The sequence below is a fragment of the Chryseobacterium panacisoli genome (assembly GCF_008274625.1).
Lineage (GTDB): Bacteria > Bacteroidota > Bacteroidia > Flavobacteriales > Weeksellaceae > Chryseobacterium > Chryseobacterium panacisoli.
On the sequence record NZ_VTRU01000001.1, the window covers coordinates 1,532,698 to 1,547,274 of the forward strand.

20 protein-coding genes are annotated in these 14,577 nt (G+C 36.2%); 10 read left to right on the top strand and 10 right to left on the bottom strand.

Features of this window, described 5'->3' with window-relative positions; all coding sequences use genetic code 11:
• Positions 1 to 46 precede the first annotated feature (46 nt).
• Positions 47 to 325: a DUF2752 domain-containing protein gene (locus FW781_RS06795; RefSeq protein ID WP_149386718.1), complete on the bottom strand. Its 279-nt coding sequence runs from the start codon at positions 323 to 325 to the stop codon at positions 47 to 49.
• A gap of 29 nt (positions 326 to 354) precedes the next feature.
• A complete protein-coding gene (gene namA, locus FW781_RS06800; protein ID WP_149386719.1) occupies positions 355 to 1,407 on the bottom strand; it encodes an NADPH dehydrogenase NamA in 1,053 nt (350 codons plus the stop codon).
• Between the two features lie 101 nt (positions 1,408 to 1,508).
• Between namA and cdd the strand changes: the two genes are divergently transcribed.
• On the top strand, positions 1,509 to 1,991 hold the full coding sequence (gene cdd / locus FW781_RS06805) for a cytidine deaminase (protein WP_149386720.1): 483 nt from the start codon (positions 1,509 to 1,511) through the stop codon (positions 1,989 to 1,991).
• A 145-nt stretch (positions 1,992 to 2,136) separates the two neighbouring features.
• Here the strand turns inward: cdd and FW781_RS06810 are convergent, their stop codons facing one another.
• The 7 genes from FW781_RS06810 to FW781_RS06840 all read right to left on the bottom strand — a co-directional run bounded on the left by FW781_RS06810 (position 2,137) and on the right by FW781_RS06840 (position 6,119).
• On the bottom strand, positions 2,137 to 2,448 hold the full coding sequence (locus tag FW781_RS06810) for a barstar family protein (protein ID WP_149386721.1): 312 nt from the start codon (positions 2,446 to 2,448) through the stop codon (positions 2,137 to 2,139).
• Between the two features lie 175 nt (positions 2,449 to 2,623).
• Positions 2,624 to 2,932, bottom strand: coding sequence for a GIY-YIG nuclease family protein (locus FW781_RS06815; protein ID WP_149386722.1), 309 nt, complete (start codon positions 2,930 to 2,932; stop codon positions 2,624 to 2,626).
• A 67-nt stretch (positions 2,933 to 2,999) separates the two neighbouring features.
• Positions 3,000 to 3,518, bottom strand: coding sequence for a ribonuclease domain-containing protein (locus FW781_RS06820; protein ID WP_228720150.1), 519 nt, complete (start codon positions 3,516 to 3,518; stop codon positions 3,000 to 3,002).
• An 89-nt stretch (positions 3,519 to 3,607) separates the two neighbouring features.
• Complete coding sequence (nadE, locus tag FW781_RS06825) at positions 3,608 to 4,399, bottom strand: NAD(+) synthase (RefSeq protein ID WP_149386723.1); 792 nt, start codon at positions 4,397 to 4,399, stop codon at positions 3,608 to 3,610.
• A gap of 12 nt (positions 4,400 to 4,411) precedes the next feature.
• On the bottom strand, positions 4,412 to 4,942 hold the full coding sequence (locus tag FW781_RS06830; protein WP_172625677.1) for a GNAT family N-acetyltransferase: 531 nt from the start codon (positions 4,940 to 4,942) through the stop codon (positions 4,412 to 4,414).
• The gene (locus FW781_RS06835; protein WP_228720151.1) at positions 4,932 to 5,468 is read right to left on the bottom strand and encodes a GNAT family N-acetyltransferase; all 537 of its coding nucleotides are present in this window, start codon (positions 5,466 to 5,468) and stop codon (positions 4,932 to 4,934) included. The genes FW781_RS06830 and FW781_RS06835 overlap by 11 nt, the downstream gene beginning before the upstream one ends.
• Positions 5,469 to 5,480: 12 nt before the next feature.
• On the bottom strand, positions 5,481 to 6,119 hold the full coding sequence (locus FW781_RS06840) for a leucine-rich repeat domain-containing protein (protein ID WP_149386725.1): 639 nt from the start codon (positions 6,117 to 6,119) through the stop codon (positions 5,481 to 5,483).
• Between the two features lie 52 nt (positions 6,120 to 6,171).
• On the opposite strand from FW781_RS06840, the gene gldB reads away from it, so the two are divergent.
• The 9 genes from gldB (at position 6,172) to FW781_RS06885 (ending at position 13,345) form a co-directional block, all read left to right on the top strand.
• Positions 6,172 to 7,158, top strand: a complete 987-nt coding sequence (gldB, locus tag FW781_RS06845; protein ID WP_149386726.1) for a gliding motility lipoprotein GldB — start codon at positions 6,172 to 6,174, stop codon at positions 7,156 to 7,158.
• Between the two features lie 29 nt (positions 7,159 to 7,187).
• Positions 7,188 to 7,511, top strand: coding sequence for a gliding motility protein GldC (gldC, locus tag FW781_RS06850; RefSeq protein ID WP_034695059.1), 324 nt, complete (start codon positions 7,188 to 7,190; stop codon positions 7,509 to 7,511).
• Between the two features lie 132 nt (positions 7,512 to 7,643).
• Positions 7,644 to 8,783, top strand: a complete 1,140-nt coding sequence (locus FW781_RS06855; RefSeq protein ID WP_149386727.1) for a cystathionine gamma-synthase — start codon at positions 7,644 to 7,646, stop codon at positions 8,781 to 8,783.
• A gap of 70 nt (positions 8,784 to 8,853) precedes the next feature.
• Positions 8,854 to 9,300, top strand: coding sequence for a GNAT family N-acetyltransferase (locus FW781_RS06860; RefSeq protein WP_149386728.1), 447 nt, complete (start codon positions 8,854 to 8,856; stop codon positions 9,298 to 9,300).
• A gap of 132 nt (positions 9,301 to 9,432) precedes the next feature.
• Positions 9,433 to 9,945, top strand: coding sequence for a DinB family protein (locus FW781_RS06865; RefSeq protein WP_149386729.1), 513 nt, complete (start codon positions 9,433 to 9,435; stop codon positions 9,943 to 9,945).
• Between the two features lie 237 nt (positions 9,946 to 10,182).
• Positions 10,183 to 10,611, top strand: coding sequence for an IS200/IS605 family transposase (gene tnpA / locus FW781_RS06870; RefSeq protein WP_149386730.1), 429 nt, complete (start codon positions 10,183 to 10,185; stop codon positions 10,609 to 10,611).
• A 277-nt stretch (positions 10,612 to 10,888) separates the two neighbouring features.
• Positions 10,889 to 11,437 (top strand): L-threonylcarbamoyladenylate synthase, encoded by a 549-nt coding sequence (locus tag FW781_RS06875; RefSeq protein ID WP_149386731.1) that lies wholly within the window; start codon positions 10,889 to 10,891, stop codon positions 11,435 to 11,437.
• A gap of 107 nt (positions 11,438 to 11,544) precedes the next feature.
• Positions 11,545 to 11,889: a nuclear transport factor 2 family protein gene (locus FW781_RS06880; RefSeq protein WP_149386732.1), complete on the top strand. Its 345-nt coding sequence runs from the start codon at positions 11,545 to 11,547 to the stop codon at positions 11,887 to 11,889.
• A gap of 37 nt (positions 11,890 to 11,926) precedes the next feature.
• Entirely contained in the window at positions 11,927 to 13,345 is a 1,419-nt protein-coding gene (locus FW781_RS06885; protein WP_149386733.1) for a CCA tRNA nucleotidyltransferase, read from the top strand.
• 160 nt (positions 13,346 to 13,505) lie between these two features.
• On the opposite strand, the gene FW781_RS06890 is transcribed toward FW781_RS06885, so the two are convergent.
• Positions 13,506 to 14,564 (bottom strand): YncE family protein, encoded by a 1,059-nt coding sequence (locus FW781_RS06890; protein WP_149386734.1) that lies wholly within the window; start codon positions 14,562 to 14,564, stop codon positions 13,506 to 13,508.
• Positions 14,565 to 14,577 lie beyond the last annotated feature (13 nt).

A 14,577-nucleotide genomic window follows, 5' to 3' on the forward strand; every position in this document is an offset into this window, starting at 1 on the left:
CAACCACTTTATTCAATATCAATCATTTAGTATTTTTCTGGTAAAATCAATAATGCTTATATCCATACCCAATTACCATAATAATAAGGTTAATGATTACCAGGCCCATTAAAATATTGCTGTATTTTCTTTTTTTGTCGATAAAGCTCAGGCCCAGAGTAAAAAAGAAAAGCAATAAGGTATATACGGCAGGATACATTTGAAAAGCTTCAGAAAATTTCCCTTCAAATACCAATACAATTGCTCTCTGGGCTCCGCATCCCAGACATTCCACTCCAAGGAATCTTTTGCTGGGGCAGGTAAGCATGAAGTCTTCGATATCCATTTCTTAGTTTTTTATGAGTTTCTCATGATCTAAGAAGAGATTTTGGCTCTGTTATACTGATGGGGGAAAAAGCAATCTTCTTTCATTTCAAAAGACCCTTGAACAGCAATATATGGATTTCTAAGAATCTCTCTTGCCACAAAAACAAGGTCTGCATCGCCTTTCTGAAGAATTTCCTCAGCCTGCTCCACTTTGGTTATCAATCCTACTGCTCCTGTCTTTACACCTGCTTCATTTCTCACCTGTGATGAAAAAGGAACCTGATAGCCATCGAAAACCGAAATTTTTGCGCCATGGATATTGCCTCCGCTGGATACATCAACAAGGTCTACAGCATGTTCTTTTAAAATTTTTGCCAGCTCTACACTGCTCTGGATGTCCCAGCCGTTCTCAGCATATTCCGTTCCGGAAATTCTTACAAAAAGGGCTGTATTTTCATTCAGTTCTTCATTAACAGCATCTACAATCTCAATCAAAAACCTGATTCTGTTTTCAAAACTTCCTCCATATTCGTCTGTTCTGATATTGGAAAGAGGTGACAGAAACTGATGGATCAGATATCCGTGTGCCCCATGAATTTCAACAACATCAAAACCTGCTTCTACAGCTCTTCTTGCCGCTTTTTTAAAATTCTGAACCTGCTCCTTTACCTCATCTGTAGTAAGCGTATGTGGAATTCTTTCCGTCGGATGATACGGAATAGGGCTTGGTGCAACGGTTTCCCAGCCTTCTTCAATAGAGATCTGCAGGTTATTCCATGTTGAGCCTTTCCTTCCGGCATGAGCCAGCTGAATTCCTATCTTGCTTTCGGAGTTTTTATGGACAAAATCCACAATCTTTTGTAATTTTTCAGCTTGTTCATCATTCCAGATTCCCATGCAGTGATTGGTAATTCTTCCTTTAGGTTCTACTCCGGTAGCCTCTACAATCAACAGACCTGTACCGCCTTGTGATCTGCTTCCGTAGTGTACGAAATGGAAATCATTGGCCATTCCGTTTTCACATGAATACATGCACATGGGAGACATTACCCATCTGTTTTTTAACTCTACATTCCTGAATTTTATTGGTGTATATAACATGGTATCTTTTTAAAAAAATTGAACTTTTTAACGGAAGAATAAAATATTGCCCACCTCATTAAAAAGAACTACTTTTACCCCCCTTTTTTAGTTGACAATATATGAAAAAAGACCTACAGATCAGTTACGAATATTTTAAAAACAGCAGTGAACTGAGCGATATAGAAAATACATTATTTGAAAGAGCCAAGGAGGCCCGTGAGAATGCTTATGCACCTTACTCCCAGTTTTTAGTAGGATGTTCTGTGTTATTGGAAAACGGAGAAATCTACTCCGGGAACAATCAGGAAAATGCAGCCTACCCGTCCGGACTCTGCGCAGAAAGAACTACTGTTTTTTGGGTAGCCGCCAACTTTCCGAATGTGAAAATAAAAAAGATCTTTGTGGTAGGAGGTCCTAAAGAATTTCATAAAAAAAATCCTCCGATTCCTCCTTGTGGAGCGTGCCGCCAGAGTTTGATAGAGTATGAAACCAAACAAAACGAAGATATCGACCTTTATTTCTCCAGTATGAATGAGGAGGTTGTAAAAGTGCAGGCAGTGAAGGATCTGCTGCCTTTTTATTTTGATTCTTCGTTTTTGTAAGACAAATTGAAAAGGTAAGTTTGCAAAATGCAAGATTTTCACACCATGTCAAGGTTTAAGCCTTGATATAATGTGATAACAACAAACTTCACCTTTCAGTATAAAAAAGGCTGTCTCAAAATTTGAAACAGCCTTTTTTTATCTTTTATTCTTCAGATTCTACATCTTCATCCTCATCGTCTTCATACTGCTCAAGATAGTAGCTAAAGCTAAAGTCTTCCACTTCATCTTCGGCATCTTCCAGAGTAGTCAGCAGGTCTTCAAAAATCTCAAGCTGATCTACAGTCATGTTTACGAATTCCAGGTGGAGCGGCATTTCCAGATCTCCGGTAATGGTATCAAAAAGTGCATCAAGATTATCACCAAAATGTTCAGGAAGCTGAATTTTTTCCTTTAACTGAGCGTAAAAATCTTCATAGTCACCTATGTCTGTAAAATCTATATATACTGTCTTCATATTGAACTAAATTTCCAATTTTTATTGATTAAAAAAGTTTTGCATTTTTTGCAGAAATCCGTTTCTTTATTAGAACATCTATCTCTGTGCAAATATTTTTCAAAATTAATATTTATAATAATTTAAATGCAAATTATACACTGGTCATTGCGAGGAACGAAGTGACGAAGCAATCTCAAAAAACATCTAAAATATGTTTGATATCATCCGTAAGATCTTTCCAATCAGGATTTATACTTTCAATTAAGTCTAACTTCTTTTGTCTTGAACCGGCCTTTATTTGTTTTTCTCTAGTTATAGCGTCACCTATTTCCTGAAAAGCTTCCCAATATACCAAAATATATAAATTATATCTCGAGGTAAAGCTTTGTGAATAATATGATTCTTTATGTTGTTGAACACGTTTTGGCAAATTTGAAGTAACTCCTGTATAAAGAGTTGTGTGATTTTTGTTCGTCATGATGTAGACAAAACCTGCTTTCACCTGTGTTTATCTTTTAGAGATTGCTTCGTCACTGCGTTCCTCACAATGACAATTTGTTATTTACACATTATTGTTTCTCAAAGCTCTTATAATGGTTTTTGGTAAGGTATACGTCTTCATTTTGAGTATAAATGATACGATCAGCATTTCTTCCGCCACAATGATAGTTTACATCGGCTTCAAAGTATTTTTCTCCATCTGGCAAACGTCCTTCTCTGTTTCCGAATTTATCTCCGCCAATAGCTTTTCCGGGAAGTACGTCACAAAGGTTTCCCTGGGAAGGATTCCATCCTTGTTTTCTGGCTTCATTTTTAGTGATATAATAATCCGGCAGCTTATGATTCTGTTTCACGTAGCTGATCACCGTCTTTTCTTCTGTCAGCTGATCAATGGAAACCTGAGTGGATGAAGTTCCGGTATTGTATTGATTTTCCGAAGAAGCACTGCCATAATTCACGGTTTCCTTTTTTACCGGATCCGGCTGACTTTTTTTATCTGCAATAAAATTGTTGTAGATATACATTACAGACATTCCGAAAAGAAGCCCGAGGCATATAAAAAATAGGGATCTTATTTTACCGTTCATAACAATAGTTGTTTAAATGTGACAATTTACCCATCAGGCAGCGCATCGTTTATTGCTAAATGATGACACTGCTGAACTGGTACATTTTATTATGCTCTCCATTCTTCAGGAATATCACAAACCGGAATAGGATCCATTTTATGTTTGGCAGCTTTATGCATTCTGTCAAAAATCTGGAATACTTCCTTATCTCTTCCTTCGTAGTCATCAGCCGTTTTTGTTCCGTATTCTTTCTGGATTTTTTCCAGTTCCGGATAAGTAGCCCCAATCTGCTGTTCGTCCGTTCTGTCTACATCCCAGAGTCCGTCTGTAGGAATAGCCTCCTGAATGCTTTTGATTAAATTCAATCCTTTGGCAAGCTTATATACTTCAGTTTTATAAAGATCAGCAATTGGAGAGACATCTACTCCGCCATCTCCATATTTTGTATAAAACCCTATTCCGAAATCTTCTACTTTATTCCCGGTTCCACATACCAAAAGACCGTTCAGCTGTCCGTAATAGTAAAGGGTAAGCATTCTCAGGCGGGCTCTTGTATTGGCAAAAGCAAGTTTCTCGTTAGGAAACAGATCATCTTTTACATCGAAAGTTTTGTACAGTTCCTCAAAGGCAGGTGTAAGATCTACAGACATTGTTTCCACATTGGGGAATCTGGATTTAAGGTCATTCATATGATCCTGCGCACGGCCTACCTGATCGGCTTTCTGACGGATTGGCATTTCGATCAGTAATGTTTTCAAGCCTGTCATTGCTGCCAATGTAGAAACCACTCCTGAATCTACGCCTCCTGAAACTCCAATTACATATCCGTTCACTCTGGCTTTTGTGGCATAATCTTTTAACCAGCTTACAATATGATCTATTACTTTTTGTGTCTGCATCGTTTATTTTTTTTAGTCTATTCCAAATTCCTGAGGGTATTTCACCACTCCTTTTTTATTTTTTAATCCGTCTTTTACCAATTCTACAGCCATCCCGTTTTCTTCCGGAATATCGAATGGAAAAGAAATCCCAAAATTACTTGTTTTTTTGTAACCAAAGCGCGGATAATAATTTTCATGTCCGACAAGTATTACAGATTCATATCCCAATTCCTTGGCAATATGATGTCCCTGCGAAATCAATTTCCCTCCTATTCCCTGATTTTGAAATTCAGGTTTTACAGAGACAGGAGCCAATGCAAGAGATCGGAAAGATTCTCCGTCACCTTCAATAGTAATTTTTGTAAACAGAATATGTCCTGCAATTTCACCATTTTCATCTTCTGCCACTAATGACAATTCCGGAATAAAAGCATCAGATAACCTCAGCTTTTCAACAAGAAACTGTTCCTGATGATCGCTGTGTTCCATATCCCTGAAAGCTTCCTCTACAAGATAGAAAACTTTTTCATGGTCTTTTTCTTCTTCTCTTCTAATGGTCATTACTTTTATATTTTTCACGTTTCAGTTCGTACCAGAAACAGATTCCGTCCGGTTCTTCAAATTCACTGGTTTTTTCGAATCCTAATTTTCTTAAAATATGATTTGAAACCTCATGTTCAGAATGAGCGTAGGCATAGATAACCTCTGCATTCAGGTCATTAAAACCATAATCCAGAGAAGCTATTCCGGCTTCTACAGCATACCCTTTACCCCATGATTCCGGCAGAAAACGATATCCCAGCTCCAAAACATTTTGGTAACCATTCGTTTTATGGGTCAGTAATTTCAACCCGCTCCATCCTATCAGCTGACCGCTTTCTTTTTCCACCACTCCAAGTCTTCCCACTCCATTTTCCTCATACTGTTTCTGAATCATACTGATAACATTACGGGATTCATTGATATCTGTCAATACCGGCACTCCGATATATTTCATCACTTCCGGATTAGAATCCAAAAGAAACATACGTTCAGCATCCGTGTCTTCAAGCTTTCTTAAAACCAGTCTTTTTGTTTCTATTTTCATAATCATTAGTTTTTATTCTCCTGCTCCAAAAATGGTGACATCTGTTTTCGTCCCTTTTTTGATATCCGTTTCATGTATTTTATTTCCCATTACGTTCAGGGTTTGCAAAGCCAGGTTTCCGGAAATATCAATTTTCTGTAGCTTATTATGTTCCACATTCAGTTTCCTTAATGCTTTAAACTGTGTCAGGTCAATTGTTTTTAATTGATTTAAAGATAATGTTAATTGGTCAATTTTGGGAATTCCTGTCAGCGAAATACTTCCCAACAGGTTATTATCCAGATATAAAGAACTTACATTTTTCAGGTTTTCCGCTTTGAATGAAGATATTTTACATCCTGTACAGGAAAACAATTCCAGTTGATCCAAGTTGTTGAGTACAATATTCGGAATCGCATTATCATCCAGAATAATCATTTTTACATTTTTAAAAAAGTGCAGATCATCTGTGGAAGTAATTCCTTTCTGAACAAGAAATAAATTTGTAATCATCCCGGCTTCCGGAGGTTCAAGTATTCCGTTTTTATTCAGATCGAAATTTTCAAGTACTGCTTTTTCAAAGTTTTTATCTTTAAATTCAAGCTTTTGCCCATAGAAAAAAGAAAGTCCCAAAATAAGGCAAAGGGTCGTAATTATTTTAATTTTCATCATAAATTGTGTATTTAATCCTTATTTTTGTAAACTTAAATTCCATGTAAAAATAATGAAGATTTTTAGATATATTGCGCTTTCTTCTATTTTAGCTGCCGGACTTGTTTCCTGCAAAAAAGAAGCTGAAAATCAATGGAAGGTAGAAGTTAAAGAAACTGCCGAAAAAATTGATGTAACAGATATTTCCAAAGAATTTTACAATCCGAATGTTCCGCTGGAACAGTTTAAAACTCAGTTTCCATGGTTTCAGGGAAGTGTTTCGGATGCAGATTTTGAAAAGAGAAGAATGGATGCCGAAGAAATCAAAATCTACAAGGAAGCGATAGGAAAGATCAATCAGACTACATTACAAACGGAGCTGAAGAGTTTATTTTCACATATTAAATATTACTTTCCTCAATTTAAAAGCCCTAAGGTATATCTATTTTCATCTGCGTTACAGATGATCCAGGATCCGATATTTTATGATCAGAAAGGAAATCTTCTGTTTATAGATATTACCGGCTTTATGGGAGATGGAAATCCAAATTATAAAGGACTTGAATTATATTTTCAAAAATCAATGAATCCGCAGAATATTGTTCCTAAAGTATCACAGCTTTTTGCTGAAAATATTGTAACGGAATCTCCGGATCATCAGAAGTTCATTGATCAGATCGTTCTGAACGGAAAAGTAATGATTCTTCAGGACGCATTTCTTCCTGATACTCCTGATTATCTGAAAATGAATTATACTAAAAAGCAGTATGAATGGGCAACCGCTAATGAAGCCAACATCTGGAATTATTTTGTAGAAAGCAACCTGATTTTCGGTGATGATCCAAGATTGGGAGAACGTTTCATATCGCCCGGACCATTCTCAAAATTTTATACGGAGATTGACAATGAATCTTCACCACAAATCGGAATTTTTACAGGATGGCAGATCTGTAAGGCCTACCTTAAGGAAAAGCCTGAAACAAAACTTACAGCTTTCCTGAAAATGGATGCAACAACCATTTTTAATGAATCCGGCTATAAACCGAAACTTAAACAATAGAAAATTTAGAATTTAGAAAAAATAGAAAAATGAGAAAGACTCAGATTACGATAGATGTAGAGCTTGATGAAAATCATGTACCTGAAAATATTACATGGAACGCACAGGATGGAGGTATTGATAAACAAGATACTAAAGCAACCATGATTTCTGTATGGGATGATAAGACAAGAGAGGCATTAAGAATTGATCTTTGGACCAAGGAAATGCCTGTAGACCAGATGAAGATGTTTATCCATCAGATTTTAATATCTTTAGGAAGCACTTATCAGAGAGCGACAGGTGAAGAGGATGTAGCACAGTGGATGGAAGAAATTGCAGAGGAGTTTGCTGTAAAATCTGCCATCAAGTAAAAAAAATAATTGTGATAAGCTGGGACCGTAAGCGGTAAGCTTTTTGTATTCAGCTAGAGCAAATTTAATAAAAAACAATGGGCTCAAGTAATATATTCTATTGCTAAATGCCCAAGCCTAAAGCAAAAAATTATGAATTTTAATACCAAAGTAATTCACGGAGGGCAGCACCACGAGTCTGCAACAGGTTCTGTAAATGTTCCTGTATTTTTAACCTCTACGTTTGCACAGAAAAGCCCTGGAGTACATTCCGGATATGAATATTCAAGAGCTGCCAACCCTACAAGACAGGCACTGGAAGATTCTTTGGCAAGTATTGAAAATGGAGCGAGAGGTTTAGCTTTCGGTTCTGGTCTTGCTGCCATCGACTGTGTTTTGAAATTATTAAACCCAGGTGATGAAGTCATTGCTGTAGATGACCTTTATGGAGGTACTTACAGAATGTTTACAAGACTTTTTGAAAAATATCAGCTGAAGTTTACTTTCGTGAATTTCGATGATGTTTCTAAAATAGCCGATGTTATCACTGATAAAACGAAACTGATCTGGGTAGAAACGCCTACCAATCCATTAATGAAATTGGTAGATATCAAAGCGGTTGTAGATATTGCTAAAGGAAAAGACATTTTGGTAGCAGTAGACAATACCTTTGCAACGCCTTATATCCAGAGACCTATTGATCTGGGTGCCGACATCGTAATGCACTCTGCCACCAAATATCTGGGCGGACATTCTGATGTGATTGCGGGAGCTCTTATTGCTAAAGATGCTGAACTGGGAGAAAAACTTCACTTTATTCAGTTTGCAAGCGGCGGTATTTTAGGACCTCACGATTCTTACCTTGTATTGAGAGGGATCAAAACACTGGCGTTGAGAATGCAGAGACATTCTGACAATGGACTTGCAGTAGCACAATATCTTGAAAATCATCCTGCTGTTGATAAAGTAATTTATCCGGGATTAGAATCTCACCCTCAGCATGAATTGGCAAAATCTCAGATGAAAGAAGCAGGAGGAATGGTTTCATTCACTTTTAAATCTGGAAAGAAAGAAGATGCGATTAAATTCTTAGAGAAAGTAAGAGTATTCACCTTAGCAGAATCTTTAGGAGGAGTAGAATCTCTGGCTAACCACCCTGCTCTGATGACTCACGCTTCAATCCCTGCAGAAAAACGTGCTGAACTGGGAATCACTGATGATCTGGTTCGTCTAAGCGTAGGTATTGAAGATGCCGAAGATCTTATTGCAGATCTTGAGAAAGCTTTTTCTTAACATACTATAAACTAAAATGAGAGGGGTTAATCAAATCCTTCTCATTTTATTATAAGCACCAACCAATCATATGAAAAACACAAGAAAAGCAGTCATTTCCGACTTGCCTCAACTGGCTAAACTATTTGACCAGTACAGAATATTCTATCATAAGACTTCAGATATTCCCGCCGCAACAAGTTTTCTTCAGGAAAGACTTGAAAATAAAGATTCAGAAATCTTTGTTGCAGAAGAAAATGGTAAGCTTACAGGTTTCGTACAATTATACCCGATATTTTCATCTACAAGAATGCAGCGCTACTGGCTGCTGAATGATCTCTACGTGAATGAAAACCATAGAGGAAAAGGCTTTTCTAAAGAATTAATTGAAGAATCCAAAGAACACTGCCGTTCATCAAAAGCGTGCGGTATCCTTTTAGAAACAGGAAAAAGCAATGATATAGGGAATCAGCTGTATCCAGCCTGCGGATTTGAATTGTATGACTCTGTGAACTTCTACGAGTGGAGCAATTCATGAGTAATAGGGAATTTTTGTAAAATGTATAAAATATTCAAAATACCTCTGTTCTTTATATCAATAACTCGAATCACAAATCTCGGAATTCGCACCCCGCACCTCAAGATCAACTTATAAAAACAAAAAAATAATATGACCGATTTTCAAAAATATATTCAAAGATATTTAGACCAAATCCCACCAGGAGACTGGTTAAATGAACTGCAGATATCAGCTGATAAAACCATAGGAATTTATTCTAACCTTACCGAAGAGCAGTCTACTTTTGCTTATGCAGAAGGAAAATGGACATTAAAAGGACTTCTACTCCATTTATCGGATACGGAAAGAGTCTTCCAATATAGAATATTAGCTTTCGCTAGAGGAGAGAAAAATAATCTTCCGGGATTTGATGAAAATGAATATGCCGATCAGTCTTTCGCCAGTGAAAGAACCCTTGAATCTCTTTTGGATGAATACAAACTGGTAAGAAAATCTTCTGAGATTTTATTAGAAACTCTTCAACCTTCTGCTTTACAAAATACAGGTACAGCCAATGGCCATGAAATTACTGTAGAAACCATCGGAAAACTGATTGTAGGACACAATTATCATCACCTGAATATTATTGAGGAAAGGTATTTATCGAAGTTGGGATGGATGTAAGAGATTAAAGTTAAGTTTTGGCTAAAGCCAAAGGATTTATTCTTTTTTTATTTAAATGGGCTAAAGCCCATTTCTATTGAATAAAATAAAATCTCTAATAATCTGTTGAATCATTTTAAATGTACCAGAAAGACATCAATAGGAACGGGCTTCAGCCCGTTTTCACATTTTATACCATTTCAGTGGCTTTAGCCGAAACTTATTGAAAATAATATTATTTTTGATAAAACAACACAAATGCCTTTTATCAAAATTTATATCCATCTTGTCTTCTCTACAAGAAACAGAGATCCTTTTCTCAATACATTCGACATACGTCTCAAGGTCTGGAAGCATATTAAAGAATATGCTACTGAAAAAGGAATATTTTTAGATATGATTAATGGATATTCAGATCATTGTCATTGCCTTATTTCTCTGGGATCAAACCAAAACATAGAGAAAATCGTACAATTATTAAAAGGTGAATCTTCTCATTGGATCAACAAGAATCAACTTACTATAGGGAAATTCTCATGGCAGGATGAATATTTTGCAGTGTCTGTTTCTGAATCAATGATAGATCCTGTAAGAAATTATATTAGAAATCAGGAAAGGCATCATCAGAAAAAGAGTTTCAATGAAGAGTATGAGGAATTTATTCAAAAGTATAATTTTAAAATGTGATTAAATTTTGGCTAAAGCCGGTAGATTTGTTTCTTTTTATTTAAATGGGCTAAAGCCCATTCCTATTGAATAAATAAAATCTCTAATAATCTGTTGAATCATTTTAAATGTACCAGAAAGACATCAATAGGAACGGGCTTCAGCCCGTTTTCACATTTTACACCATTTCAGTGGCTTTAGCCGAAACCTATCAACATCGTCACATTTACATTCTAATTTTTTGCCTGAAATCCACAGATTTTCTACCTTTATCCACTCTTTGAATTCACATACAATTATGGAACATATTATCGAAATATTAAAATCCGGCGGAACAATCCTTTACCCTACAGATACCATTTGGGGAATTGGCTGTGATGCCACCAATATAGAAGCTGTCAATAAGATTTTTGACATTAAGAAGCGCGAAAAAAACAAATCCATGATCATTCTTGTAGAATCTGAAAAAAGACTTCAGGATCTGGTGGATGTTCCTGAAATGGCATGGGACATTATTGATCTTAGCGAAAAACCGGTAACTATTGTTTATGAAAATCCAAGAGGTTTACCCAAAGAACTTCTGGCCGAAGATGGAAGTATCGGAATCCGACTTGTAAAAAATGATTTCTGTAAAAAACTGATTACAAAACTGAACAAACCTTTGGTATCTACCTCAGCCAATTTCAGTGGTGAGAAAAGTCCATTGAAATTCTCTGATATTTCTGAGGAGATGATCAGTCTTGTAGATTATGCAGTGGAAGAAGACAGAGAAAAAGTTTCAAAATACGCTGGTTCTTCGGTAATCAAAATATGGAATGACAACAGAATAAAGGTTCTTCGGGAATAGAAATTCTGAACTTTTTTGTTTATTTTTTAGAGTCTTGTCAGTACATATCGGCAGGATTTCTTTTTTTTAATTCTATCTTTGCAAACTCAACTCATAAATTATTTGCTATGAATCATCAGGAATTTGCTCAAACGTGGATTAATGTGTGGAATTCTCATAATTTAGAGGCTATTCTCACTCATTATTCGGATGATATTGAGATTACAACTCCCATGATTGCGATAGCTACAGGCGGTAAAGAAAGTTCTTTAAAGGGAAAAGAAGCTGTCCGTGAATATTGGAGAAGGGCTTTGGATAAGTTTCCAGATCTTCATTTTGATCTTATTCATTCTACAGCGGGAGTAGGTTCGGTAGCATTATTTTATAAGTCGATTATGGATAAACATGCTGTTGAAGTTATGTTTTTTAATGAAGATGGAAAAATTAGTAAAATGTATGCTCATTATGATTAATGGATAACATACTTAGAAATTGTCACTATTATTAACGATGAAAATTAATCTTAATCAAAATAAGAATTTAAAACTTTTTAAAATCATTTCTGAAGCAGCAGAAAGGAATAACCAGTCCGTTTATATTGTGGGCGGTTACGTACGAGACCTTCTGATGAACAGAAAAGCTTCTACAGATATAGACTTTGTAACGGAACAAAGCGGTATTGAGCTTGCCCAGAACGTAGCTCAGGATATAGATCCCAAATTAAAGGTTTCCGTATTCAAAACGTATGGAACAGCAATGATCAAGTATAAAGAACTTGATCTTGAATTTGTGGGAGCAAGAAAGGAAAGTTATACTGAAAACAGCCGAAAACCGGAAGTTGAAGGCGGAAGCCTGGAAGATGACCAGAAACGAAGAGATTTCACCATCAATGCGATGGCTATTTCTTTAAATAAAAATAATTTCGGAGAACTGGTGGATCCGTTCAATGGAGTTGAAGATCTTGAGAATGGAATTTTAAGAACTCCTTTGGAACCGGCTCAGACCTACTCTGATGATCCGCTGAGAATGATGAGAGCAGTACGTTTTGCTTCAACTTTAAATTTTAAAATTGAGGAAAACTCTCTGCAGGCAATTCAGCAGGAAGCGGAAAGAATCAAGATTGTTTCTATGGAAAGAATCATGGTGGAATTCAACAAAATCATGCTTTCTGAAAAACCGTCTGTCGGATTGAGGCTCATGGAGCAAACCGGTCTTATGAAGCTGGTTATTCCGGAACTGATCGAACTGAAGGGAGTGGAAGAAGTAGAAGGACAAACACACAAAGATAATTTTTACCATACGCTTGAAGTAGTGGATAATATTTCTGCGAATACCGATAATCTTTGGCTTCGTTGGTCTGCTTTGCTTCATGATATTGGTAAAGCGCCAACTAAGAAGTTTGTAGAAGGAACAGGATGGACGTTTCACGGACATGAATTTTTAGGTTCAAAAATGGTTAAAAACCTTTTCCAGCGATTGAAACTGCCTTTGGGAAGTGATATGAAATATGTTCAGAAAATGGTCAAACTTTCATCACGACCTATTGCTCTGATCACTGATGATGCTTCAGATGCTGCATTGAGACGACTTTTATTTGATGCCGGTGAAAACCTTGAAGATCTTTTTACTCTTTGTAAAGCTGATATTACAACTAAAAATTCCAAGAAACAGGAGAAGTTCAAAAGAAACTTTGAATATGTAGCAGTGAAGATCAAAGAAGTGGAAGAAAAAGATCAGGTAAGAAACTTCCAGCCACCTATTACGGGTGAAGAGATTATGGAAATGTTTAATCTTAAGCCAGGCCGTGAAATTGGTATTTTGAAAGAGAAAGTAAAAGAAGCCATTCTGGAAGGTGAAATACCCAATGAAAAAGAGGAAGCTACAAAGTTTGTGATTGCTGAAGCGGAAAAACTGGGATTAACAATATAATTCAATCTATAGATAACATTAAAAATCCCGGCGGGATGTTCCATCCCGCCGGGATTTTTCAATCACAGATATAAAAACAAAGCCGGCCGGTTTCTTTGAAACAGGCCGGAAAAAACACAAATGATGAAAAAATAAAAAATTATATTTTTAGAAGTAATAATTATTGTGGGTTCAGGAAAGTTCCGTTAGCACCAAGACCTCCTGTTTTAACGGATCCCATTTTGCTACCGGTAGCAGCTGAATATATTACCATTTCGCTTTCTGCTGTAAATTGCTTAACATCTGATGCAAAAATTCTTCCATCAATAACGTTAAATCCATAAAGCGTAAAATAAGGACCGCCATCTGCAGCTGTTAATAATGGACTTGCAGGAACTGTTGGAGCAGCTAAACCTGTTGTATATACTTTATTGGCAGAGCTGAAGTAGATTTTATCATTATCAATCTGAAGATTTGTAGCACTTGGAATTCCTGTCAGTGTAATTACCGGTGTCATTGCTCCTGTACTTGTAATCTTGTAGATATAAGAATCTGTAGCTGTTGAAGAAACTGTGTAAACATTAGATTTGTATGAAATAGTGCTGTTAATCTTACCATTCGGAATAGTAATTTCAGTCTTGCTGTCATTAGAAGTATTGATATAAGTAATCATATTTCCGAATCCTGATGTAGCATTCTGTACAAAGACATTTCCACCTGCTTCTACTGTTTTATCAGCCCCGCCTGTCATAGTGATTTTGCTTACAAATGAATAGTCAGAAACTTTATATTTCGTTACACTTGTTGCATTCGTAGAGAAATTCAGGTTGGCAACATAGATAAAGTCATTCGTAAAAGCAATTCCTCTTGGATTATCAATCTGATCTGTAATAACTGCTAATTTCTTGAATGTATAACGGTCTACAACAACAATTTTGTTTGAGTTGTTGATTACAAGATAAGCCTTATTTCCGTTAAGACCGATGGTCTGAAGAACGTCACCCAAAATTTCTTTATTGTTGTTATAACCATATACATCATCCTGCTTCATGCTTAAATCTCTTGTCAGGAATGTTACTTTAGCCCCCTGGCTGTTGAAATTCCCTTCATTAGAGATAAAGTATCCGTTCTGGTAAGTGATCGGAGACATTTCAAACTCTGCAGAGTCGCTTGTACATGAAGACATGTTAAACAATAAAACCACTGCAAATAATACAGTTAAAAGTTTAGTTATTTTCATAATTTATTCAATT

Bases quoted from the DNA above. Each gene is read 5' to 3' on its own strand.
- FW781_RS06795 (WP_149386718.1), bottom strand. From the start codon at position 325: ATGGATATCGAAGACTTCATGCTTACCTGCCCCAGCAAAAGATTCCTT.
- namA (WP_149386719.1), bottom strand. From the start codon at position 1,407: ATGTTATATACACCAATAAAATTCAGGAATGTAGAGTTAAAAAACAGA.
- cdd (WP_149386720.1), top strand. From the start codon at position 1,509: ATGAAAAAAGACCTACAGATCAGTTACGAATATTTTAAAAACAGCAGT.
- FW781_RS06810 (WP_149386721.1), bottom strand. From the start codon at position 2,448: ATGAAGACAGTATATATAGATTTTACAGACATAGGTGACTATGAAGAT.
- FW781_RS06820 (WP_228720150.1), bottom strand. From the start codon at position 3,518: ATGAACGGTAAAATAAGATCCCTATTTTTTATATGCCTCGGGCTTCTT.
- nadE (WP_149386723.1), bottom strand. From the start codon at position 4,399: ATGCAGACACAAAAAGTAATAGATCATATTGTAAGCTGGTTAAAAGAT.
- FW781_RS06830 (WP_172625677.1), bottom strand. From the start codon at position 4,942: ATGACCATTAGAAGAGAAGAAGAAAAAGACCATGAAAAAGTTTTCTAT.
- FW781_RS06835 (WP_228720151.1), bottom strand. From the start codon at position 5,468: ATGAAAATAGAAACAAAAAGACTGGTTTTAAGAAAGCTTGAAGACACG.
- FW781_RS06840 (WP_149386725.1), bottom strand. From the start codon at position 6,119: ATGATGAAAATTAAAATAATTACGACCCTTTGCCTTATTTTGGGACTT.
- gldB (WP_149386726.1), top strand. From the start codon at position 6,172: ATGAAGATTTTTAGATATATTGCGCTTTCTTCTATTTTAGCTGCCGGA.
- gldC (WP_034695059.1), top strand. From the start codon at position 7,188: ATGAGAAAGACTCAGATTACGATAGATGTAGAGCTTGATGAAAATCAT.
- FW781_RS06855 (WP_149386727.1), top strand. From the start codon at position 7,644: ATGAATTTTAATACCAAAGTAATTCACGGAGGGCAGCACCACGAGTCT.
- FW781_RS06860 (WP_149386728.1), top strand. From the start codon at position 8,854: ATGAAAAACACAAGAAAAGCAGTCATTTCCGACTTGCCTCAACTGGCT.
- FW781_RS06865 (WP_149386729.1), top strand. From the start codon at position 9,433: ATGACCGATTTTCAAAAATATATTCAAAGATATTTAGACCAAATCCCA.
- tnpA (WP_149386730.1), top strand. From the start codon at position 10,183: ATGCCTTTTATCAAAATTTATATCCATCTTGTCTTCTCTACAAGAAAC.
- FW781_RS06875 (WP_149386731.1), top strand. From the start codon at position 10,889: ATGGAACATATTATCGAAATATTAAAATCCGGCGGAACAATCCTTTAC.
- FW781_RS06880 (WP_149386732.1), top strand. From the start codon at position 11,545: ATGAATCATCAGGAATTTGCTCAAACGTGGATTAATGTGTGGAATTCT.
- FW781_RS06885 (WP_149386733.1), top strand. From the start codon at position 11,927: ATGAAAATTAATCTTAATCAAAATAAGAATTTAAAACTTTTTAAAATC.
- FW781_RS06890 (WP_149386734.1), bottom strand. From the start codon at position 14,564: ATGAAAATAACTAAACTTTTAACTGTATTATTTGCAGTGGTTTTATTG.